We start from the raw sequence: 19,834 nt of genomic DNA on the forward strand, positions 1-19,834 counted from the left end.
CCTCCGCCCGGATCTGACGGGTCTTCGGTGGACCTGAGGGGACTCGAACCCCTGACCCCCTGCATGCCATGCAGGTGCGCTACCAGCTGCGCCACAGGCCCTGACGTGTGTTCAGAACACGGGAGTCAGTCTAGCGGGCACGCAGACCACCTGATCATGCACCTACGGCTCAGAACGGGCACAGGCAAGCCCGGTGCCCGGAGCGGGTCGCCCCCGTAGGCTCGCGTGCCATGCGTACGAACGACCGGGATCACGACATCGTCCTGCTGGGCGCCACGGGCTTCGTCGGGCGGTTCACCGCCGAACACCTCGCCCGATCCGCTCCCGAGGGCGTGCGGATCGCCGTGGCCGGGCGGTCGGAGCGACGTCTGCGGGACCTCACGCGCGAACTCGGCGTCGAATGGCCGACGATCGAGGTGGATACGAGCGATGACGCGGGACTCGCCCGCCTCGCCGCATCGACGTCCGTCATCGCGACCACCGTCGGCCCCTATCTGCGCTACGGCCGAGGCGTCGCCTCCGCCGCCGCTCGTGCGGGGACCTCCTACGCCGATCTGTCCGGGGAGAGCATCTTCGTCGCGCGGAGCATCCGGGACAACCACGACGCCGCGCAGAAGAGCGGCGCGCGGATCGTCCATTCCTGCGGCTTCGACTCCATCCCGTCCGACCTCGCACTGGGGCTCGCCCATGCGGCCGCGGGCGGCGTGCCGGTCGTCTCGGCGACGCTGCGGGTGCGGTCCCTCCGCGGCGGCATCAGCGGCGGGACCATCGACTCGCTCCGTCAGCAGATGAGGGAAGCGCGGAAGGATCCCGCCGCCCGCCGCATCGTCGGCGACCCTTATGCCCTCACGCCGGGGCCGACCGTGCGCCTCCCCGGCGGCACCGGACGCGGATGGGGAACGGAGCGCGGGGTGTGGCAGGCACCGTTCATCATGGGCGCGTACAACCAGCAGATCGTCCAGCGCAGCAACCACCTCACCGGATGGGGCTACGGTCAGCTCATGCGCTACCGGGAGGTCGTCGCCACGGGGCGCGGACTCCCCGGCTTCGCCCGGGCGGCGGGCGTCACCCTCGGGACGGCGGGTCTCGTCTCCGCCATGTCGTTCCCGCCGGCCGCCGCGATCCTCGACCGGGTGCTCCCGGCGCCCGGGACGGGTCCGGGCGCGGAGGCGATCGCGCGCGGTCGCTTCGTCCTCGACACCGATGTCTACCCTGTCGAAGGCCGCCCGGTGCGTACCCGCATCGCGGCCCCGTACGACCCCGGCTACGCCGGAACGGGTGTCATGCTGGGCGAGTCGGCGCTGAGTCTGGCCGTCGACGATCTCCCCGACCGTGCCGGCGTCCTGACGCCGATGGTCGCGATGGGCGAGCTGCTCGCCGAACGGCTGCGCGCACACGGGTTCACTCTGGAGACCCGCCCGCTGGGATGACCGACCGAAACGACGACGTCGCCCCCTGATTCAGGGAGCGACGCTCTCGACTCGCAACTCATCACATTGGTGGACCTGAGGGGACTCGAACCCCTGACCCCCTGCATGCCATGCAGGTGCGCTACCAGCTGCGCCACAGGCCCGATTTATGTCACGGATACCCATAACCCCCCGGAATCCAGCTCTTCGGCTTCACTCCGGCGGGTGGTGTAGCCAGCATACGCGAACGTTCCTCGACCGATTTGGAGGCTCCTCGAGGAGTCTCGAGGCGATTCAACTGTCGACTAAATCACTACATCCCCAGTCCTCGCGTGGTGGGCGACAGGCGGATGGCCCGGGCGCTCAGCATGTCGTGTCGCCTCTCGCAGAGCACAACACGCAAGATCACCCCGCTCCGCACCCGCCTCGATCATTTCGGCAAGCAGCGACTCGATCAGCGCAGCAGTCCTGCGCCGTGACGGCCGCACACAAGCCACGGTCGACCTTCCACCCCATTGGATCGACCGTGGTGCGGAGCAATTCCCGCTCTGAGGTCATCCCTGCGCGGCGCTCCCCAGGGACGCTTACGGCGCCTGGACGTGCAGCCTCGGGCTGGCACCGGGCCAGCGGTCCTTCACGAGCAGGCGGGAGCCGACGGGGATCCCGGTCCTCGACGCTTATGGGTTGCTGCTCCACCGGGCGAGGATCCCTATCACGACGTAAGCCAGTCCTCCGATCGTGTGCATTCCGGCGAGGAGGAGACCTGTCGCGAGATCGTGCGCTCCGGCGAGGACGAACGGAATGCTGATCACTACGGGGACGGCGCCCGCACTGATCGCGAGAATCGTCCATCGAGGAAAGCGCCGCGCGACCAGCGCCAGCACAAGTGCACCGACGGCGAGGGGTACGGCGGTCTTCCATGCGACATCCCAGGGAACGATCACATGGTTGGGTTCACCTAGACCAGGATCTATCCGGAGAGCGGCGGCGGTCGCCCGTCCGATGGCATAGAGGCCGAGGTTCGTCGCAGTGGCTGCCCCGATACAGATCGCGCTCGCCAGCGCAAAGCTCCGCGAGGGCCACGCGCGCTCAGACGGCTTACCGATGCGGGCAGGTGAACCAGTCATGTCTTCCTCCAGATGAGGTCGGTAGCGACGCTGCTATCCGGGAGACAAGACACGCTGGACGATTGTGACATCGCTCGCGCTTACGCGGCGCGGTGCGTTCGCGGCTTACTGAGGCTTGCGTGTTGCCGCGCGATACGCCTCGTGGACCGACCAAGCATCAACCACGGGCCCGAGGTGGGCGAGTTTCTGCGGGTTGGTCACTGTGCGGATCGCCTGGATCCGCCCGGCGACGATGTCGAGCATGGTCACGCTCACGACCATTCCCGCGCTGTCGCGGAACAGCCCGCCCGGCTGGCCGTTGAATGAGCGCGCCTCCTGTGTGAGACCGATCTGCGTGAGCTGGGGCAGGACCGACACCAGCAGCCTCGCGACCTTGTCCGCCCCGACAATGGTCCTGGGCAGACTTGGTGCTTTGCCACCGCTGTCCGAAGCGATCTCGACGTCGGCGGCCAGAAGCTCCCGCAGTCCAGCCACGTCCCCGTTCTTCAGCGCCGCGAAGAAGCGGGTGGCCAGCCGCTCATGTTCCCGAGGGTCGGCATCGAATCGGGGGCGGCCTTCGGCCATATGGTGCCGCGCCCGTACCGCCAACTGACGGCATGCGCCCTCAGAACGCTCGAGCATGGCGGCGATCTCTGCGAACGTGAAGCCGAACACGTCCTGCAGGACGAACACGGCGCGTTCCAGCGGGCTGAGACGCTCCAGCAAGAGCAGGGCCGCGATCGACACGGATTCAGCGAGTTCAACGGCACGGTCCGGGTCCTGGTACGGATCCTCCAGCAACGGCTCCGGAAACCATGCTCCCACGTACTGCTCTCGGCGCGCCCGAGCCGAGCGCAACTCATTGATCGACAACCGGGTCACGACGGTCGCCAGGAACGCCTTCGGCGATTCGGGTCGGCTGTCGGAAGCATCAGCCCGCAGCCACGCCTCCTGCACCACATCTTCGGCCGCGCCCACACTGCCCAGAATGCGATAGGCGATGGAAAACAACAGCGGCCGCAGTTCCTCGAACCTCTCGGCGCCGATCACGAGGACAGCATATCCGCGGCAACTCGGGGAGGATATCCGCGGCAACTCGGGGAAGCGGATCCGCTAACCAGGCGGTAAAATTTCTGAATGTCCCCCGGACCCGGTGTCGTCTCCAGGGAGCCCCCTGCGTGGTTTGCCGCTTCGAAGCTCGGGATATTCGTCCACTGGGGTTTGTACTCGATCCCGGCGTTCAGCGATGATCCTGACGGCGACTATCACGGCTACATGGGCGCCCTCATGGCCATGCGCGATACAAGGGGTAAGAATCCGTATGCCGAGTGGTACCTCAACTCGCTGAGAATCGAGGCCTCGCCCACAGCCGTGCATCACGCCCGGACCTACGGAACCGCGCCCTACTCTCACTTCCGGGAGGCGTTCGAGCGCAACGCCGATGAGGTTGACTTCTCGGAATGGGCCTCGATCTTCTCCTCCGTTGGAGCCGAGTACGTGGTGATGGTCACACGTCACCTCGATGGATATCCGCTCTGGCCGACCGCAGTGCCCCATCCGCGACTGCAGGGTTACCACTCGAGGCGAGACCTCGTCGGCGACCTCACGGACGCCGTCCGCGCGAAGGGGATGCGGATGGGACTGTACTACGCCGGTGGCATCGACTGGACCGTCACCGACCGCCCGGTTCGCGTGATGACCGATCTCCTGGAGCAGCAGTCCAGTCGCCCCGAGTACACCGCATACGCTACAGCGCAGTGGCGAGAGCTCATCGCGAGATATCGACCGTCGATACTCTGGAACGACATGGGCTGGCCCGCCGACAGTGACCCCCGAGAACTGTTCGAAAGCTACTACGATGCGGTACCCGACGGCGTCATCAACGATCGATGGACCCAGGTGAGGCTTCCGCGTGGCAGGGTCCTGCGCCGCATCTACCTCGGCTTCCTCGGCTTCACGCTGAGGGCGTTCGCGCGAAGCGGTCGACCCGTTCCGCTGCAGCCATCCACGATTCCGTTCGACGTTCGCACCTTTGAGTATGAAGTGCCTGCAGAGCCGCCACCCGGGGCCTGGGAAGTCGCGCGGGGCATAGGCAACTCATTCGGATACAGCTCGATGGAGACCTCGGCAGTGCAGCTGACCGGCACGGAGCTCATCCATCTCTTTGTCGACGTGGTCTCGCACGGGGGGCGGCTCCTGCTCAATATCGGTCCGGACGGCGAAGGGCGCATCCCGGAGGCGCAACAGCGCCCCCTCTCCGAGCTCGCCGGATGGCTCTCGCATGCGAGCCCGGCCATTTTCGCTACTGGCCCCTGGACCACCATGGCAGCACAGACAGCCGACGGGGATGAGGTCCGGTTCACGCGCTCCGCCGACACGCTCAACGTGATCCTCCTGGCCGAGAAGCCCGGCAGGACTGTTCGTGTGCCCGGTATCCGGCTTCCAGAAGGGGCCACGGCCCGGATGCTTGACACGGGGAAGAGGGTCAATTGGCAACAACTAGCCGACGATCTCGAGATCACCCTTCCGGCGGTCGCCCCCTCGCCCGCCCACATCATCACCTTTGAAGGCGGCGCCAGAGCATGACCCGGCGACGCAGTTTCGGCGACACGGTTCGCCGCGATGAGATCACCTCAGCGGCGATTTCGCTGATCGCTGCCTCGGGGGCGTCTCGGGCGACGCTTGCCCGCATCGCCGAGGCCGCAGGTCTCAGTAACGCAGCCGTGTTGTACTACTTCCGCAGCAAGGGCGATGTCATCGACGCGGCATACTCGCGGGTGATCGACGCAGTCGGAATGAGGGTGGGCGAGGCGATGAGCGCTGCCCCGAGCGGCAGGTCCGCCGTCGCGGCCTATGTACATTCGCTCATTTCCTACATGTCAGAGAACCCAGAGCAGCTGCGGCTGGTGATCGAGGTCGCCATCGCCGATCCGAAAAGGGCCGTTGAGGTGCCCGGTAAACCGCCGCGTTGGGCACCGCTCGCTGCCGCAATCGAACGAGGGCAACGGGAGAACGAGCTCATCGAGGTAGACGCCCGTACGACGGCGATCGCACTTGGCGGAGCCATCGACGCGATATTCACTGAGGCAATGAACGATCCGACGTACGACCTTCGCACCGCCACAGGCATTCTGCTCGAACTCTTTCATCGCTCCACCGATGTCGAGACGGCAAGGTGAACGCGTTGAGGCAGAGGAAAGCGACGTCGGGGCGCGGCATGCACGTCCCCTTTCATCGACGGTAACGACAGGAGCGTGAGCACTCACTCATCAGGAGGACCAATGAGCAACCGCGCCCCGCTCCCCCTGATCGAACCGGAGCTATACGGCTTCCTCCACCTCGGTTTCCAGGCCGACGCGCCGCAGACGGCCCCGTTCTCGTATCACCGGCAGCGCGCGCAGGACACGCTCGCGTGCGCAGAACCAGCGACTCGTCAGCGACCGTTGGCACCGGAACCAACGCTTCGGTCAGCGACCGGCTTCCGGCCAGCTCCGCTCGGTGGCAAGGTGGCCGACATGAGGATCGCAGAGTGGTGGCCCCACCTGGATGCGGACGCGCAAGCTTGGCCGATTGAGCACAACGGCGAGGCCGTCACCCCTGACGTGATGAGCAAGATCGTGGCAGTCGCCGGCTCCGTGTGGGAGGTCGGGGAGTCAGGACCAGACGGCGTGTTCCTCACGGACGAAGCGGTCGACTGGATCGAGACGACCGCGAACGACGAATCTGACTGAACCACGTCCGCCCGGGGATCGGTCGACGTCGCTCTGGCAAGGGAACAATTGACCCCCTGCTGATCGACGGCCATTCGCCCCCGATCCGAGTGAATGGGGTCTGCGGTCCTGGTCGGCCGCGGTCGCGCAGGTTTATGGCGTTGCTTGCGGCGGGATGACGGCCGCAACAAGTACGCGCGCACGGTCGGCGGCGTGAGGCACGGCGGTGAGTCCGTCGAAACACGCGAGGAATGCCGCTTGGAACGCTGCACCGACCAGCAGGGCGGCAACGGCCGCCGCGTCCAGAGCGGGGAGGTGCTGCCGGACGTATCGTTCGACGATGACCAGTGGCGTCTGCGGTCCCCCGCGACCGCGGGCGATGAGTTCCTCGCGCCAGGCGCGCAGCAGTTCGGGCGTGGAGAAGATCGATGCGGACATGGGAAACGACCCGACGTAGAACGCCATCAGCCGCTCGACGATGACGGCGAGGTCCGCTCGGGGATTCACGGTGGGGTCGGTGAGAATGTCCATCCCACCCAGACGCTCGGTCAGTACGCCCATGTAGATCGCCTGCTGGTCATCGAAGTACTTGTAGAGCAGCGCGACGCTACAGCCCGCCTCATCCGCGATGGCTTTGATGGAGGCATTCCCGAGGCCCCGCTCACGCATCACCCGGGCGGCCGCATCCAGAATCCGCTCGCGGGTCGGGGGACTCGGCTGGGCGCTCATTCCACTCCTTGCACTTGACAGGTGAACGATCGCTAACCCTATCATTGTCGGGACATGAGTGATCGTTCACTCACCCAGGAAGGGGCTCCCGTGGAGATTCTGAGATATGCGATGCTCGTCGCTCATTTCGTCGGGCTCGCAGCCGTCATCGGCGGCTACATCCTGCAATTGCGCGCGCCGGGATCGTTGCGGCTGGCGCCCATGCTGACGGGAGCAATCGTCCAGCTCGTGACCGGAGTCCTCCTGGTGTTCTCGCGGATCCGGCTCGATCTGGACGTGAACGAGGCGAAGCTCGCGGTGAAGCTCGGGCTCGCGGTGCTGGTGCTTCTCGCGGTGATCGGCGCGAGCGCCGCGCAACGGCGCGACCTGCGTTCCCCCACCCGCGTCCTGTTCCACGCGGCCGGCGTGCTCGCGATTGGCAACGTCGTGGTGGCGGTGGTGTGGTCATGACGCACGTCGCGGTGGTGGGCGCCAATGGCCGCACCGGGCGACTGCTCGCGATTGCCGCCGAGCGCGCGGGGTTCGCCGTGATCCGGATCACTCGACACGAGGCGGACGCGACCGATGTCGCCGCGCTGCGAGCGTTCGTCGCAAAGGCGGACGTGGTCGTCTCGTGTGTGGGACCCGGCCCGCGCAGCGCCAACGGCGTCCTGCAAGCTTCCACCCGGGCGCTGCTCGGCGCCGGGGCGCGCCGGATCGTCAGCATCAGCGCGTCCGGCCCCTACACGGAGGGCGACGGCCTGTTCCTGGCCAGGATCGTCAAGCCTGTGCTCTGGCGCTTCCTCGGCGCCACGTGGCGGGACATGCTTGCGTCCGATCGGCTGCTGGCGGCCAGCGGGGCGGAGTGGACCTCGATGCGCCCGCCGCAGCTGACGGACGGTCCGGCCCGCGGCTACCGGCGCGCCCTCGGCCGCAACGTCGCACACGGAATCCGCATCACCCGAGCCGACCTCGCCCGAGCCATCGTGGATGCCATCGGCGATCCAGCCACGATCCGAACATCCGTGTCGGTGGCCAACTGATCGACCGCCGAATCAGCTCCGCACCCTCACATCTCGCGCCAGTGGTGATCTCGCCGAGCGAGAAATGTTCGAACTGCGGCCGCACGCGGAGGCGGAGATCGTCGCGGTAGTTCTTCTTCGCCCCGTAGGCGCCCGTCCGCATCACGAATGCGCGCCAGCGCGACGTACACCGTGCCGCGCGTGCTCACGCTGATGGTGCCGTACGAACCGATCAGCGTGCGCGGCAGCCCGCCGTTCACGAGTCGCCCCTGTAGTGGCGTTGCCCGTCGGCCAGCTCCATGCGCTGCACCCACGCGTCGATCTCGCTTCCGCGAATCGCAACTGCGTGCCGATCCGGACGCCTCGCGGTCCACGGCCCTTGGTCCGCAGGTCGTAGATGGTCTGGGCCGAAACCTGCAGCTGCTCGGCAAGCTCAGCCAGCGAGACATACTTTCCGTGTCCCGTATCCGAAGCGCCACCGCCATCCATACCGCGAAGGTGCGCGTGAGCTACCGCGAGGCGTCCAGATACTCCGACAAGCCCCGACATCGTGCCGGTACGAACCGGCGAAGTGTCCAGTAAACGACTACCAAGAATTCAGACTCCCTGATCAGGGAGTGAAGATTCGGTGCTTTACCGAGAGTTTTGGTGGACCTGAGGGGACTCGAACCCCTGACCCCCTGCATGCCATGCAGGTGCGCTACCAGCTGCGCCACAGGCCCTGACTCTGCTGCCCTCCCGGGCAACCACCCCAGCGTACTACACGCCCGCGACCACTCCGAAACCGGGCCGGATGTTCGCGCGTGTCGCCCGCTTCCCGGGCGCCGGACTCCCCTGTGCACGACGGAAAACCCCGGAACGCATGCTCCGGGGTCTGGTCGTGCGCGGGGGGATCAGTCGGCCGCGGCGGTCTGCGGGAGCTCGATGGGCACCGTCGGGCAGTCCTTCCACAGCCGCTCGAGACCGTAGAACGTCCGCTCCTCCTCGTGGAAGACATGCACCACGAGGTCGCCGAAGTCGAGCAGGATCCAGCGCGACTCCTGACGTCCCTCCCGGCGCAGGCGCTTGATGCCCGCGGCGAGCAGCTGGTCCTCGATCTCGTCCGCGATCGCGGCGACGTTCCGCTCATTGCGGCCGGTCACGAGGAGGAAGATGTCGACGAGCGGGAGCGGCTCGGACACGTCGAGGGCGACGAGGTCTTCGCCGCCCTTCGCGTCGGCCGCGCGAGCGGCGATCTGCAGGGCGGTGATGCCCGCGGCTGAGGCCGTCATGAAAATACTCCTGTCGCCACGGCGAGGATGAGAACGCCCACCAGCGCGAGCGCGAGTGCGCCCGCCGTGATCGCGAGGGTGAGCATGAGCCGGCTGCCCTTTTCCGGAGCCGGCGGACGGATGATCTCGTCAGCCGTGCGCACCGTACTGACGGCGGCGCTCGCGGCGATCGGAGTCGGGGAGGACGAGGCCGGAAGCTCTCCGTCCATGAGGACGGCGTCGGCTTCCCTGCCGTCCGTGGTCCCGGGAGCATGGCCGCGTGAGCCGAGCCCCTCGGGAAGGTCGAAGGTGCCCGTGATGAGGATCTCGCCGGTCGAAGCGATCGGCGAGGTGAACGATCCGGTCGACGGGGTCTGCGAGAGGATGAGCGCGTTCGGAGTCATGATCGACCCGGTGGGCGAGCTCTCCCGGGAGAGCAACTGGTCGAACGACGGCGGCAGGGATACCTGCGGGGCGGGCCCGTCGATCAGCGCCGATCCCAGCTGGGGCGAGACGGTCGCGGCCGGCTCGGAGGCCGAAGACTCGTCCTCATCGTCCTGCAGCGCGGCCTCGGCGGTGCGCAGCGGCGTGTGCTCCGCCGGGTGCTCGTCCTCGGGAGCGGCGAAGAGCTCCGAAACGATCTCCTCCCCGGGTTGCTCCTGCTCCGTGCGCGCGGTCTCTTCCGCGTCCGGGGCCGGGGCCTCGGCGTCCGCGTCGGGCGCGGACACGGGTGTGGGGACGGGGTCCGGGGCGATCACCGGGATGGATGCGGTACGGATGCGCTCCTGCTCCCGCGCCTGCCGGCGGGTGAGCGGAGAGACGCCCAGATCGACGCTCGCGTCCGCGTGCGGAGCGGGCGGCACGATGGCGGGGACCACCGCTCGCGGCAGTGGCACGGGCGCCGGCTTCGGCGCCGCGGGCTTCGCCTTCTGGGCCGCCTTCTTCTCGGCGTCCTTGCGTTGCGCCTCCTGCGTCACGACGGGGGTGGATCCGGTGTTGCGGATCTCCCTGAGCTGACGCCGGGTCAGCGGCGGGGTGCTGGGCTGGTCGGGGTTGCTCATGCCTTGCTCCGGTAGAGGTGGTGCTTCGCAATGTACTGGACGACACCATCGGGGACGAGGTACCACACCGGTTGTCCGCCACGTACGCGGTTGCGGCAGTCGGTCGAGGAGATCGCCAGCGCCGGAATCTCGAGCAGACTCACGTCGTCATCCGGCAGTCCCGCCGCGCTGAGCGGGTGACCGGGGCGGGATACGGCGACGAAGTGCGCGAGGTCCCATAGTTCATCATGGTCCCTCCAGCTGAGAATCTGCGCCACGGCGTCGGCACCCGTGATGAAGAAGAGGTCCGAATCGGGACGCTGCGACTTCAGGTCACGCAGCGTGTCGATCGTGTACGTCGGGCCCGAACGGTCGATGTCCACCCGGCTCACGCTGAAGTTGGGGTTGGATGCGGTGGCGATCACCGTCATCAGATACCGGTGCTCGGTGTCGGAGACCTTCGACTTCTGCCAGGGCTGACCGGTCGGCACGAAGACGACCTCATCGAGATCGAACGATGCGGCGACCTCACTCGCGGCCACGAGGTGGCCGTGGTGGATGGGGTCGAACGTCCCGCCCATCACCCCGATGCGCGGGCGACGACCCTCGGTCACCGCGGAGACCGTCAGTGGCCGTGCCCGTGTCCGGTCGGCTGGAGGTCCGCGGCATGCTGCTTCGCGTAGGCCTCAGCCTTCGAGGCGTGGCGGTTGGCCACGTTGCGGTACGACAGCGTCACGAGACCGAGTGCCGTGAAGACGACGAAGGCCACGAGGCCGTATCCGAAGGTCTCGAGAGCGACGTTGCCGTGGTGCTCAGCCTCCTCAGCGGCCAAGGCGAGGATCATGGCAAGGCTCATCGGTTCTCCGTTCGGTTCTGCAGGGCGCGTATGCGTCCCCCAGTCTAGTCACTCAGCGCCGGACCTGCCCGGCGCCGCGCACGACCCACTTCGTGCTCGTCAGCTCGCGCAGCCCCATCGGGCCGCGTGCGTGGAGCTTCTGGGTGGAGATGCCGACCTCGGCACCGAAACCGAACTCGCCGCCGTCCGTGAAGCGCGTGGAGGCGTTGGCCATCACCACGGCCGAGTCCACCTCGGCCAGGAAGCGTTCCAGGGACGCCGGATCGTCGGTGATGATCGATTCGGTGTGGTGCGTGGAATACCGGCGGATGTGCGCCATCGCCTCATCCAGGTCGTCGACCACCCGCATGGCGATGTCGAGGCTCAGGTACTCCGCAGCCCAGTCGTCCTCGTCCGCGGGGACCACGCCGGATGCGAGCGCTGCGACGGTCTCGTCGCCGTGGACGGTCACCCCCGCATCCTGCAGCGCCGCGACCACCGGCGCGACGAGGCGTTCGGCCGCCGCGGAGTGGACCAGCACCGTCTCGGCCGCGTTGCAGACGCTGGGACGCTGGGCCTTGGCGTTCACGACGATCTCGCGCGCACGGTCGACCGGTGCCGAGGCGTCGAGGTAGACGTGCACCACGCCCGCACCGGTCTCGATGACGGGCACGATGGACTCGGTGACGACGGTCTCGATCAGCTGCGCACTCCCCCGCGGTACGAGCACGTCGACGAGACCCCGTGCCTGCATGAGTTCCCTGGCACCGTCGCGCCCGAACTCGTCGAGCGTCTGGATCGCCTCGGGGTCGATCCCCTGGGTGGACAGGGCATCGCGCATGGCGCGCACGAGGGCGGCGTTCGTGCGTTCGGCTGCCGTCCCGCCGCGCAGGACGACGGCGTTGCCGGAGCGGAGGGCCAGCGCCGCGATGTCGACCGTGACGTTCGGCCGCGCCTCGTAGATGGAGCCGACCACCCCGAAGGGGACGGCGACCTTGGTCAGCTGCAGCCCGTTGTCGAGCGTGCGCTCCTCGAGCACCCGCCCGACCGGATCCGGGAGGGCTGCGACATCGCGCACGGCGGCGGCCAGCGCGGCGACGCGGTCGCCATCGAGCGTCAGCCGGTCCAGCAGCGACGTGGACAGCCCCGAGGTCCGTCCTCGTTCGAGGTCGTCCGCGTTGGCGGCGACCACGTCGGCCGCCGCGGCCTCGATCGCGTCTGCGATCGCGTGCAGGATCTCGCTCTTACGCGTGTCGTCCAGCCGGGCGATCTGCCGCGAGGCATCCTTCGCGCGCAGCATCCGCTCACGGGCCGTCGTCGTCGCCACAGTCATGGCGCCAGTCTATCGACGGGTGAGCACCGGACCTGTCCGCGGTTCGTCCACCGGAGCCGGATTGGGGGCGAACCAGGTACCCACCTGCTCTCCGGCGAGGGCTTCCGCGACGAGGTCCGCGCTGGTGACCAGAACGCCCACTCCGGATGCCGCCGCCACACGTGCCGCCGAGACCTTCGTGGCCGCACCGCCGGTACCGACGCTGTTGACGACCACAGAGCCGAACTCGAAACCGGACAGATCGTCCCCGTAGTCCACGGACGCGATGGGGAGGGCGCCGGGCTCGTCCGGCGGACGCGTGTAGAGGCAATCGATGTCGCTGAGCAGGACGAGCGCCTCCGCCCCCACCAGACGCGCCACCAGCGCCGCCAGCCGGTCGTTGTCGCCGAAACGGATCTCGTGCGTCGCGACGGTGTCGTTCTCGTTCACGATGGGGAGGATGCGCAGGCCGAGCAGGCGTTCCATGGCCCGCCGGGCGTTCGAGCGCGAGGTGGCGTCCTCGAGGTCCCCGGCGGTGAGCAGCACCTGGCCGGCGACGATCCCGAAGGCGCGCAGAGCTTCCTGGTACCGGTAGATGAGCACGTTCTGGCCCACGGCTGCCGCAGCCTGCTGGGTCGCCAGGTCCGTCGGTCTGCTGTCCAGCGCCAGGAACGGCATCCCCGTCGCGATCGCCCCGGAGGAGACCAGCACGACCTCCGTGCCCCGGGCGTGCGCCGCCGCCAGTGCCTCGACGAGCGGCTGGATCTTCGCGGCGTTCTCGCCGCTGATGGAGGATGACCCGACCTTGACGACCACGCGACGCGCGCGCGGAAGATCCGCGCGCTGGAGCGGCGTCACTCGCCTTCCCCGCGGATGCGCTCCGCATCCAGCTCGGCGCGCGCGGCGGCTTTGGCGTCCATCCGGTCGTGATAGCGCTCACGGCGCTGCGACGTCGTCCGGCGCGGGTTCAGGTCGAGACGCGGGTCGGTGCCGCGCGGCGCGGTCATCAGCTCCGCCGCGGAGGACAGCGCGGGATGCCAGTCGAAGACGACCCCGTCGCCCTCTCCGATCACGACGGTGGCCCCGGGCTCGGCGCCCGCACGGAAGAGTTCGTTGTCGACGCCCAGGCGATCCAGACGATCCGCGAGGAAGCCCACGGCCTCCTCGTTCTGGAAGTCGGTCTGCTGCACCCAGCGGACCGGCTTCTCGCCGAGGATGCGGTAGATGTTGCCGTAGGTGCCGCCCTCGACGCGTACCGAGAACTCCTTCTCCGAACCGCGCGGCCGGATCACGATGCGCTCCGGGACGGGAGCGTCGGCAGTCTCCTGGCGGTGCTTCTCGACGATCTCGCCGAGCGCGAAGGACAGCTCACGCAGTCCGGTGCGCGCGACCGTGGAGATCTCGAAGACCCGGTAGCCACGCGCCTCCAGGTCGGGCCGGACGAGGTCGGCGAGATCCTTCGCCTCGGGCACGTCGATCTTGTTGAGCGCGATGACCTGCGGCCGCTCGAGCAGCGGGGTCTGTCCCTCGGGCACCGGGTACGCCCCGAGCTCGCCCAGGATGACATCCAGGTCGCTGATCGGGTCACGGCCCGGTTCCAGGGTGGCGCAGTCCAGCACGTGGACGAGCGCCGTGCAGCGCTCGACGTGGCGCAGGAACTCGAGCCCCAGCCCCTTGCCCTCGCTGGCGCCCTCGATGAGACCCGGGACGTCGGCGATCGTGTAGCGGACGTCGCCGGCCTGGACGACGCCGAGGTTCGGGTGCAGCGTGGTGAAGGGGTAATCGGCGATCTTCGGCCGGGCCGCGGACATCGCCGCGATCAGGCTCGACTTGCCCGCCGACGGGAACCCCACCAGGGCGATGTCGGCGACGGTCTTCAGCTCGAGGAGGACGTCCCCGACCCAGCCGGGCGTGCCGAGCAGGGCGAACCCGGGCGCTTTGCGCTTCGGCGAGGCGAGCGACGCGTTGCCGAGACCACCGCGGCCGCCCGGGGCGACGACGAATCGCATGCCCGGTTCGATCATGTCGACCAACGGCGTGCCGTCGGCGTCCTTCACGACGGTGCCGACCGGCACCGGCAGCTCGAGCGTCTCGCCGATGGCACCGGAGCGGTGATCGCCCATGCCGAAGCCGCCGTTGCCGGCGGAGCGGTGCGGAGAGTGGTGGTACGACAGCAGCGTCGTGACCTGGGGGTCGGCCACCAGCACGATGTCGCCACCGTTGCCGCCGTTACCGCCATCGGGGCCGGCCAGCGGCTTGAACTTCTCACGCTTGACGGAGACGCAGCCGTTGCCGCCCTTACCCGCGCTCAGGTGCAACGTCACTCGATCGACGAAGGTGACCATGTGTGTTGCTCCTGCTTTCCTGAAGATGACACGAGGGGCGGGCCGAAGCCCGCCCCTCGCAGACGTAGACGTCGGTGCGGGATTACTCCGCGCCGACGATGTTGACGACCTTGCGGCCGCCCTTGGTACCGAACTCGACGGCACCGGCGGACAGCGCGAACAGCGTGTCGTCGCCGCCGCGGCCGACGTTGGCGCCGGGGTGGAAGTGGGTGCCGCGCTGGCGGACGATGATCTCGCCGGCGCTGACGACCTGGCCGCCGAAACGCTTCACGCCCAGGCGCTGGGCGTTGGAGTCACGGCCGTTGCGGGTGGAGCTTGCGCCCTTTTTATGTGCCATCTCTTCGTCTCTTCCTGGGCTTACTTGATGCCGGTGACCTTGACGCGCGTGAGGTCCTGACGGTGCCCCTGGCGCTTCTTGTATCCGGTCTTGTTCTTGAACTTCTGGATCACGATCTTCGGGCCGCGCTCCTCGCCGATGACCTCGGCGGTGACGGTCACCTTCGCGAGCTTGTCCGCGTCGGTCGTCACGGCGTCACCGTCGACGAACAGAACGGCGGGAAGCTCGAGCGTCTCGCCGACCTTTGCCTTCTGGCGGTCCAGGACGACGATCGTGCCGACCTCAACCTTCTCCTGCCGGCCACCGGCGCGCACAACTGCGTAAACCACTTCACACCTATTTCGTCTGGGAGCGTACGGCTCCGAATTGTCTGGAGAGCCTCCACCTCGAGGAGGTGGAGAAGTCCTGGTGCGGTATCGGCTGGCGTACCGCATGGCACCGGCCCGGTGAAGGCTGAGCACCAAAGGAATACTTTACCCGATGTTGGCCGATCCACGAAAAGGAACCCCGAGCGTGTCGAGCACCCCGTCGGACGGACCCCACCAGTTTAGGCTCTTCTGGTGACCATCCTGATCGACGAGCCCCGCTGGCCCGCGCACGGTCGCCTCTGGTCGCATCTGGTCAGCGACTCCGATCTCGATGAGCTGCATGCGTTCGCGGTGGCCAACGGCATCCCGCGGCGCGGCTTCGACCTGGACCACTACGACGTCCCGGATGACGCGCACGACCGCATGGTGGCTGCCGGGGCCACCCCCGTCGACGGCCACACCCTGGTGCGTGCCCTGATCGCGTCGGGGCTGCGCGTCACCGCCCGCGAACGACGCGGGCGGTGACGCAGGCTCAGTCCTCGTCAGGCGTGTGCACGATCGGAGTGCCGGTGAGCGCCGCGGTGCTGACCCGACGGCGGCCGCGGCCCTGACCGGGCGCCTTCGGCTCGGGCAGAGCGCTGAGCACGGAGTCGAGCAGGAGGTCCTTCTCGGTCTTCGGCTTCGCCTCGTGCCGGGCCTTCTTGCGCTTGGGACGAGACCGCTCCTCGACCTGCTCCACGATCTCGACGGTCGCCGTGACGGCGACCTCGTCGGTCACGGCCTCGTCGGAGCTGTGGATGGTCGATGCGGCGATCTGTGCGAGCGCGGACTTGACGCCCTCGGTGATCACATGTGCGCCGGCAGCGGGCGCCGCGGGGGCCTGCGGCTGCTGCTGCGGCTGGCGACCCCGACGACCGCCGGCGTTGCTCCCGCCACCGTTGCCGCCGTTACCGCCGTTGCCACCGGAACGGTGCTTCACGACCGGGTCGTGGTGCACCACCACGCCGCGGCCCGCGCAGACCTCGCACGGCTCGCTGAAGGTCTCGAGGAGCCCCAGGCCGAGCTTCTTGCGCGTCATCTGGACCAGTCCGAGCGAGGTGACCTCGGCGACCTGGTGCTTCGTGCGGTCGCGACTCAGGCATTCGATGAGCCTGCGGAGCACGAGGTCGCGGTTGGACTCGAGCACCATGTCGATGAAGTCCACGACGATGATGCCGCCGATGTCACGCAGCCGCAGCTGACGGACGATCTCCTCCGCGGCCTCGAGGTTGTTCTTGGTCACAGTCTCCTCGAGGTTGCCCCCGGAGCCGACGAACTTGCCCGTGTTCACGTCGACGACCGTCATGGCCTCGGTGCGGTCGATGACGAGCGAGCCGCCGGAAGGCAGCCAGACCTTGCGGTCCAGCGCCTTCTCGATCTGCTCCGTGATCCGGAAGTCGTCGAAGGGGTCGCCGTCGCTGTCGTAGCGCTCGACGCGCTCGAGCAGGTCCGGAGCGACGCCCGCGAGGTAGCCCTCGATCGTGCGCTGCGCATCCTCGCCCTGGATCAGCATCCGGGTGAAGTCCTCGTTGAACACGTCGCGGACGATCTTCACGAGGAGATCCGGCTCGGAGTGCAGCATCGCCGGAGCCTGCATGGTGGAGACCTGCTTGCTGATGTGGTCCCACTGCGAGGTGAGCCGCTGCACGTCGCGCGTCAGCTGCTCCTCCGTCGCGCCCTCCGCGGCCGTACGGACGATCACACCCGAGGACTCGGGGAGCACCTCTTTGAGGATGCGCTTCAGACGCGCGCGCTCGGTGTCGGGGAGCTTCCGCGAGATGCCGTTCATCGTGCCGCCGGGCACGTACACCAGGTACCGGCCGGGGAGGGAGATCTGGCTGGTCAGACGCGCACCCTTGTGTCCGATGGGGTCCTTCGTGACCTGGACGAGCACCTTGTCGCCACTCTTGAGCGCGAGCTCGATACGGCGGGGCTGGTTGCCGGTCTCGACCGCGTCCCAGTCCACCTCGCCGGAGTAGAGCACAGCGTTTCGCCCGCGCCCGATGTCGACGAAGGCCGCCTCCATGCTCGGCAGCACGTTCTGCACGCGACCGAGGTAGACGTTGCCGATCAGCGACGCGTCCTGATTGCGGGCCACGTAGTGCTCCACGAGGACGTTGTCCTCGAGGACGGCGATCTGGATGCGGCCGTTCTTGGAGCGGACGACCATCACCCGGTCGACGGCCTCACGGCGCGCCAGGAACTCCGCCTCGGTGACGACCGGGCGGCGGCGGCCCGCGTCGCGCCCGTCACGGCGGCGCTGCTTCTTGGCCTCGAGGCGCGTGGATCCCTTGATCCGTTGCGGCTCGGTGATGAGTTCGACCGCCCGCTGACGCTGCGGTGCACGCTCACGTTCGCGCTCCCGCTCACGCGGTTCCGGCGCCTCGTGGGACTCCGCACGGTCCGAACCGCCACGGCGACGGCCACGACGCCGGTTGCTGCCGGAGGTGGGCGTGTCGTCCTCGTCCTCCAGCTCAGGAGCGGCGGGGGCGGGAACGAACGCCGGCGCATAGAAGTGCAGGGCCGTGGAGACCTCGGACACGAAGTTCTCCGGAAGCAGGCCCAGCGACACGGCGGTGGGCTTCTCGTCCCCCGTCTGAACCTCGGGCTCGGCGGGCTTCTCCGGCTCGGCGGGCCTCTCCGGCTCGGCGGGCTTCTCGGCCTTCTCCGGCTCGACCGGAACCTCGGGCCCCTGGGCGGCCTCCGCGTCCTCGGCAGGCTCGACCTGATCTGTCTGCTCCGCAGGTTCGGCCGGAACCTCGGGCTCCGCCTCCTGGACAGGCTCCGCCTCCTCGGCGGGCTGGACCTGATCGGCCTGCTCGGCGGGCTCGGCGGGAACCTCGGGCTCCGCGTCGTGCGCAGGCTCCGCCTCCTCGGCGGGAGCCTGGGGCTCCGTCTGCCCGGCGGGTGCCGTCGCCGTCTCGGCGTCGGGCGTCAGCGCCTCATCCAGGTCGTCACGGTTGTCGTTGCGTTCTGCGTCATCGGCTATCACCGGCGTGCTCCCAACCAGGCGACACCGCGCGTCGCCCGGCGAAATTCTCGTGCGGCGCCGCACCTGCGGTGCCGCGAACTCAGTCGGTCTGCAGCTGGCCCTCGGCTCGAGCTGCGGGGCGTTCATCGCCCGAAGTCTGCGTCGACGATCGGGCAGCGCGGCCGCTCGATACGTCGACATCCATTATCGCACGTCATTCGCGAATAGCTAGGCATCTCTGCTGACCCTCGGCGCACCGACGGGCTGGACACCGTCTTTGTTCCGGTCCGACCGGCGACTCCCGGACAGGTGTCGATGCGATAATCCGAGAATGGCCCTCGCACCCGTTCCCGCGCGCCGTACCGTCCTGGCAGCCTGGCTCATCGTCGCCGGGATGATCGGGTGGTGGGCGGCGTTCTCGCTCACGATGGAGCGCTTCCACCTGCTGATGGACCCGAACGCGACGGCGGGGTGCGATTTCAGCGTGCTGGTGCAGTGCACGGCCAACCTCGAATCCGCGCAGGGCAGCGTCTTCGGCTTCCCCAACCCCATCCTGGGCCTGGCGGGATGGGTCGCGCCCATCGTCGTCGGCGTCGCGATCCTGGCCGGCGCGCGGTTCGCGCGGTGGTTCTGGGGCCTGTTCTGGGCCGGCCTCCTGTTCGCCTTCGTCTTCGTGTGCTGGCTGATCGCCCAGAGCATCTTCGTCCTCGGCACCCTCTGCCCGTGGTGCATGGTCACCTGGGCGGTGACGATCCCGACGTTCTACGCCGTCACCATCCATCTCCTGCGCGACGGGATCGTGCCCGTGGGCGAACGCGCCCGTCGCGTGGCCTCGGCTGCCCTGCCGTGGGTGCCGCTGATGGCGTTCCTCAGCTACGTCGTGATCGCGGTGCTGGCCGAAGTGCGCCTGGACGTGTTCTCCTCCCTGCTCTGATCCCTCCGCTTCCTCTACCGCGGACCGCCGGTTGTCCACAAGCGCGGATCAGCGGATCCGCCGCGTGGCTACTGTGGACGCGAGCACGAGGGGGATGCCGATGACGCTGGAGACGGACACGCTGGCCGCGCTGGAGGCCGCGCGCACGCGGGTGAGGGAACAGACCGAGCGCGCACGGACCGCCGCGAGGGATGCGGCGAGGATGTCCGAGGATGTGCGCACGCTCACCCGTACTGCCCACTCCCCCGGAGGTGAGGTGTCGATCACCGCGCAGGCGAGCGGGGTGGTCGAGCGCGTGGAGCTCTCGCCGCGGGCACGGGAATGGGATGTCGCTGCGCTCTCCCGGCTCCTCACCGACACGATCCGCGAGGCGCAGCGGTCGGCTTCGTACGCCGCCGTGGAGCGGATGACGGAGTCCCTTGGCGACGGGTCTCCCCTGGTGGCGGACATCCGTGGCCGGGTCGCGGCGCAGTACGGCACCGACCCCCGCACCGAGCTGCGTTGAGCA

At 68.4% G+C, this 19,834-nt stretch carries 24 protein-coding genes and 3 tRNA genes; 9 read left to right on the forward strand and 18 right to left on the reverse strand.

The genetic code is table 11. The features are described from left to right. Nucleotides 1–28 precede the first annotated feature (28 nt). Nucleotides 29–101: transfer RNA gene (locus F6J84_RS08735), tRNA-Ala, on the reverse strand. A gap of 129 nt (nucleotides 102–230) precedes the next feature. Between F6J84_RS08735 and F6J84_RS08740 the strand changes: the two genes are divergently transcribed. Further along, nucleotides 231–1,430: a saccharopine dehydrogenase family protein gene (locus F6J84_RS08740; protein WP_150973042.1), complete on the forward strand. Its 1,200-nt coding sequence runs from the start codon at nucleotides 231–233 to the stop codon at nucleotides 1,428–1,430. Nucleotides 1,431–1,497: 67 nt separating this feature from the next. Here F6J84_RS08740 and F6J84_RS08745 read toward each other — a convergent pair. The 3 genes from F6J84_RS08745 to F6J84_RS08755 all read right to left on the reverse strand — a co-directional run bounded on the left by F6J84_RS08745 (nucleotide 1,498) and on the right by F6J84_RS08755 (nucleotide 3,565). Next, nucleotides 1,498–1,573, reverse strand: a tRNA-Ala gene (locus tag F6J84_RS08745). Nucleotides 1,574–2,086: 513 nt separating this feature from the next. Further along, on the reverse strand, nucleotides 2,087–2,536 hold the full coding sequence (locus F6J84_RS08750; RefSeq protein WP_150973044.1) for a DUF6069 family protein: 450 nt from the start codon (nucleotides 2,534–2,536) through the stop codon (nucleotides 2,087–2,089). Between the two features lie 105 nt (nucleotides 2,537–2,641). Next, complete coding sequence (locus tag F6J84_RS08755; RefSeq protein ID WP_150973046.1) at nucleotides 2,642–3,565, reverse strand: RNA polymerase sigma-70 factor; 924 nt, start codon at nucleotides 3,563–3,565, stop codon at nucleotides 2,642–2,644. An 87-nt stretch (nucleotides 3,566–3,652) separates the two neighbouring features. On the opposite strand from F6J84_RS08755, the gene F6J84_RS08760 reads away from it, so the two are divergent. The 3 genes from F6J84_RS08760 (at nucleotide 3,653) to F6J84_RS08770 (ending at nucleotide 6,246) form a co-directional block, all read left to right on the forward strand. Continuing rightward, complete coding sequence (locus F6J84_RS08760) at nucleotides 3,653–5,101, forward strand: alpha-L-fucosidase (RefSeq protein WP_150973048.1); 1,449 nt, start codon at nucleotides 3,653–3,655, stop codon at nucleotides 5,099–5,101. Continuing rightward, nucleotides 5,098–5,694, forward strand: coding sequence for a TetR/AcrR family transcriptional regulator (locus F6J84_RS08765; protein ID WP_150973050.1), 597 nt, complete (start codon nucleotides 5,098–5,100; stop codon nucleotides 5,692–5,694). Before F6J84_RS08760 ends, F6J84_RS08765 begins: the two co-directional genes overlap by 4 nt. 336 nt (nucleotides 5,695–6,030) lie before the next feature. Next, a complete protein-coding gene (locus F6J84_RS08770) occupies nucleotides 6,031–6,246 on the forward strand; it encodes a hypothetical protein (RefSeq protein ID WP_150973052.1) in 216 nt (71 codons plus the stop codon). Nucleotides 6,247–6,378: 132 nt separating this feature from the next. Here F6J84_RS08770 and F6J84_RS08775 read toward each other — a convergent pair whose 3' ends face one another. Beyond that, nucleotides 6,379–6,954, reverse strand: a complete 576-nt coding sequence (locus tag F6J84_RS08775) for a TetR/AcrR family transcriptional regulator (RefSeq protein WP_150973054.1) — start codon at nucleotides 6,952–6,954, stop codon at nucleotides 6,379–6,381. Between the two features lie 90 nt (nucleotides 6,955–7,044). Between F6J84_RS08775 and F6J84_RS08780 the strand changes: the two genes are divergently transcribed. Together F6J84_RS08780 and F6J84_RS08785 are read left to right on the forward strand one after the other, a co-directional pair. Beyond that, nucleotides 7,045–7,404, forward strand: coding sequence for a hypothetical protein (locus tag F6J84_RS08780; protein WP_150973056.1), 360 nt, complete (start codon nucleotides 7,045–7,047; stop codon nucleotides 7,402–7,404). Next, entirely contained in the window at nucleotides 7,401–7,976 is a 576-nt protein-coding gene (locus F6J84_RS08785; RefSeq protein WP_150973058.1) for an NAD(P)-dependent oxidoreductase, read from the forward strand. The genes F6J84_RS08780 and F6J84_RS08785 overlap by 4 nt, the downstream gene beginning before the upstream one ends. Nucleotides 7,977–8,117: 141 nt before the next feature. On the opposite strand, the gene F6J84_RS15815 is transcribed toward F6J84_RS08785, so the two are convergent. From F6J84_RS15815 to rplU, 11 genes are all read right to left on the reverse strand, one after another. Further along, complete coding sequence (locus tag F6J84_RS15815; protein WP_420846152.1) at nucleotides 8,118–8,504, reverse strand: helix-turn-helix transcriptional regulator; 387 nt, start codon at nucleotides 8,502–8,504, stop codon at nucleotides 8,118–8,120. Nucleotides 8,505–8,601: 97 nt separating this feature from the next. Continuing rightward, nucleotides 8,602–8,677 (reverse strand) — tRNA-Ala (locus tag F6J84_RS08795). 171 nt (nucleotides 8,678–8,848) lie between these two features. Further along, the gene (gene rsfS, locus F6J84_RS08800; RefSeq protein ID WP_150891660.1) at nucleotides 8,849–9,226 is read right to left on the reverse strand and encodes a ribosome silencing factor; all 378 of its coding nucleotides are present in this window, start codon (nucleotides 9,224–9,226) and stop codon (nucleotides 8,849–8,851) included. Then, nucleotides 9,223–10,266: a hypothetical protein gene (locus tag F6J84_RS08805; protein WP_150973060.1), complete on the reverse strand. Its 1,044-nt coding sequence runs from the start codon at nucleotides 10,264–10,266 to the stop codon at nucleotides 9,223–9,225. The genes rsfS and F6J84_RS08805 overlap by 4 nt, the downstream gene beginning before the upstream one ends. Beyond that, the gene (gene nadD, locus F6J84_RS08810) at nucleotides 10,263–10,859 is read right to left on the reverse strand and encodes a nicotinate-nucleotide adenylyltransferase (RefSeq protein WP_150973062.1); all 597 of its coding nucleotides are present in this window, start codon (nucleotides 10,857–10,859) and stop codon (nucleotides 10,263–10,265) included. Before nadD ends, F6J84_RS08805 begins: the two co-directional genes overlap by 4 nt. Nucleotides 10,860–10,870: 11 nt before the next feature. Next, the gene (locus tag F6J84_RS08815) at nucleotides 10,871–11,101 is read right to left on the reverse strand and encodes a hypothetical protein (RefSeq protein WP_150973064.1); all 231 of its coding nucleotides are present in this window, start codon (nucleotides 11,099–11,101) and stop codon (nucleotides 10,871–10,873) included. A gap of 52 nt (nucleotides 11,102–11,153) precedes the next feature. Beyond that, nucleotides 11,154–12,413, reverse strand: coding sequence for a glutamate-5-semialdehyde dehydrogenase (locus F6J84_RS08820; RefSeq protein WP_150973066.1), 1,260 nt, complete (start codon nucleotides 12,411–12,413; stop codon nucleotides 11,154–11,156). A 9-nt stretch (nucleotides 12,414–12,422) separates the two neighbouring features. Beyond that, nucleotides 12,423–13,250: a glutamate 5-kinase gene (proB, locus tag F6J84_RS08825; protein ID WP_150973068.1), complete on the reverse strand. Its 828-nt coding sequence runs from the start codon at nucleotides 13,248–13,250 to the stop codon at nucleotides 12,423–12,425. Beyond that, nucleotides 13,247–14,737 (reverse strand): GTPase ObgE, encoded by a 1,491-nt coding sequence (gene obgE / locus F6J84_RS08830; protein ID WP_150973070.1) that lies wholly within the window; start codon nucleotides 14,735–14,737, stop codon nucleotides 13,247–13,249. The genes proB and obgE overlap by 4 nt, the downstream gene beginning before the upstream one ends. A gap of 82 nt (nucleotides 14,738–14,819) precedes the next feature. Then, entirely contained in the window at nucleotides 14,820–15,074 is a 255-nt protein-coding gene (rpmA, locus tag F6J84_RS08835; RefSeq protein ID WP_150891667.1) for a 50S ribosomal protein L27, read from the reverse strand. Between the two features lie 20 nt (nucleotides 15,075–15,094). Then, entirely contained in the window at nucleotides 15,095–15,403 is a 309-nt protein-coding gene (rplU, locus tag F6J84_RS08840; RefSeq protein ID WP_150973072.1) for a 50S ribosomal protein L21, read from the reverse strand. A 231-nt stretch (nucleotides 15,404–15,634) separates the two neighbouring features. On the opposite strand from rplU, the gene F6J84_RS08845 reads away from it, so the two are divergent. Continuing rightward, the gene (locus F6J84_RS08845; RefSeq protein ID WP_150973074.1) at nucleotides 15,635–15,907 is read left to right on the forward strand and encodes a DUF4031 domain-containing protein; all 273 of its coding nucleotides are present in this window, start codon (nucleotides 15,635–15,637) and stop codon (nucleotides 15,905–15,907) included. 7 nt (nucleotides 15,908–15,914) lie between these two features. Here the strand turns inward: F6J84_RS08845 and F6J84_RS08850 are convergent, their stop codons facing one another. After that, entirely contained in the window at nucleotides 15,915–18,410 is a 2,496-nt protein-coding gene (locus F6J84_RS08850) for an Rne/Rng family ribonuclease (RefSeq protein WP_420846196.1), read from the reverse strand. 313 nt (nucleotides 18,411–18,723) lie between these two features. Between F6J84_RS08850 and F6J84_RS08855 the strand changes: the two genes are divergently transcribed. Beyond that, entirely contained in the window at nucleotides 18,724–19,326 is a 603-nt protein-coding gene (locus F6J84_RS08855; RefSeq protein ID WP_150973077.1) for a vitamin K epoxide reductase family protein, read from the forward strand. 48 nt (nucleotides 19,327–19,374) lie between these two features. On the opposite strand, the gene F6J84_RS15695 is transcribed toward F6J84_RS08855, so the two are convergent. After that, entirely contained in the window at nucleotides 19,375–19,554 is a 180-nt protein-coding gene (locus tag F6J84_RS15695) for a hypothetical protein (protein ID WP_238702685.1), read from the reverse strand. On the opposite strand from F6J84_RS15695, the gene F6J84_RS08860 reads away from it, so the two are divergent. Then, complete coding sequence (locus F6J84_RS08860; protein WP_238702667.1) at nucleotides 19,529–19,831, forward strand: YbaB/EbfC family nucleoid-associated protein; 303 nt, start codon at nucleotides 19,529–19,531, stop codon at nucleotides 19,829–19,831. The genes F6J84_RS15695 and F6J84_RS08860 overlap by 26 nt on opposite strands. Nucleotides 19,832–19,834 lie beyond the last annotated feature (3 nt).

The organism is Microbacterium caowuchunii, from assembly GCF_008727755.1.
In the GTDB taxonomy this organism is placed as follows: Bacteria; Actinomycetota; Actinomycetes; order Actinomycetales; family Microbacteriaceae; genus Microbacterium; species Microbacterium caowuchunii.

Bases quoted from the DNA above. Each gene is read 5' to 3' on its own strand.
- F6J84_RS08765 (WP_150973050.1), top strand. From the start codon at position 5,098: ATGACCCGGCGACGCAGTTTCGGCGACACGGTTCGCCGCGATGAGATC.
- F6J84_RS08820 (WP_150973066.1), bottom strand. From the start codon at position 12,413: ATGACTGTGGCGACGACGACGGCCCGTGAGCGGATGCTGCGCGCGAAG.
- F6J84_RS15815 (WP_420846152.1), bottom strand. From the start codon at position 8,504: ATGTCGGGGCTTGTCGGAGTATCTGGACGCCTCGCGGTAGCTCACGCG.
- rsfS (WP_150891660.1), bottom strand. From the start codon at position 9,226: ATGACGGCCTCAGCCGCGGGCATCACCGCCCTGCAGATCGCCGCTCGC.
- F6J84_RS08740 (WP_150973042.1), top strand. From the start codon at position 231: ATGCGTACGAACGACCGGGATCACGACATCGTCCTGCTGGGCGCCACG.
- F6J84_RS08775 (WP_150973054.1), bottom strand. From the start codon at position 6,954: ATGAGCGCCCAGCCGAGTCCCCCGACCCGCGAGCGGATTCTGGATGCG.
- F6J84_RS08805 (WP_150973060.1), bottom strand. From the start codon at position 10,266: ATGAGCAACCCCGACCAGCCCAGCACCCCGCCGCTGACCCGGCGTCAG.
- F6J84_RS08815 (WP_150973064.1), bottom strand. From the start codon at position 11,101: ATGAGCCTTGCCATGATCCTCGCCTTGGCCGCTGAGGAGGCTGAGCAC.
- F6J84_RS08855 (WP_150973077.1), top strand. From the start codon at position 18,724: ATGGCCCTCGCACCCGTTCCCGCGCGCCGTACCGTCCTGGCAGCCTGG.
- obgE (WP_150973070.1), bottom strand. From the start codon at position 14,737: ATGGTCACCTTCGTCGATCGAGTGACGTTGCACCTGAGCGCGGGTAAG.
- F6J84_RS08785 (WP_150973058.1), top strand. From the start codon at position 7,401: ATGACGCACGTCGCGGTGGTGGGCGCCAATGGCCGCACCGGGCGACTG.
- F6J84_RS08860 (WP_238702667.1), top strand. From the start codon at position 19,529: ATGTCCGAGGATGTGCGCACGCTCACCCGTACTGCCCACTCCCCCGGA.
- F6J84_RS08770 (WP_150973052.1), top strand. From the start codon at position 6,031: ATGAGGATCGCAGAGTGGTGGCCCCACCTGGATGCGGACGCGCAAGCT.
- rpmA (WP_150891667.1), bottom strand. From the start codon at position 15,074: ATGGCACATAAAAAGGGCGCAAGCTCCACCCGCAACGGCCGTGACTCC.
- F6J84_RS08760 (WP_150973048.1), top strand. From the start codon at position 3,653: ATGTCCCCCGGACCCGGTGTCGTCTCCAGGGAGCCCCCTGCGTGGTTT.
- F6J84_RS08750 (WP_150973044.1), bottom strand. From the start codon at position 2,536: ATGACTGGTTCACCTGCCCGCATCGGTAAGCCGTCTGAGCGCGCGTGG.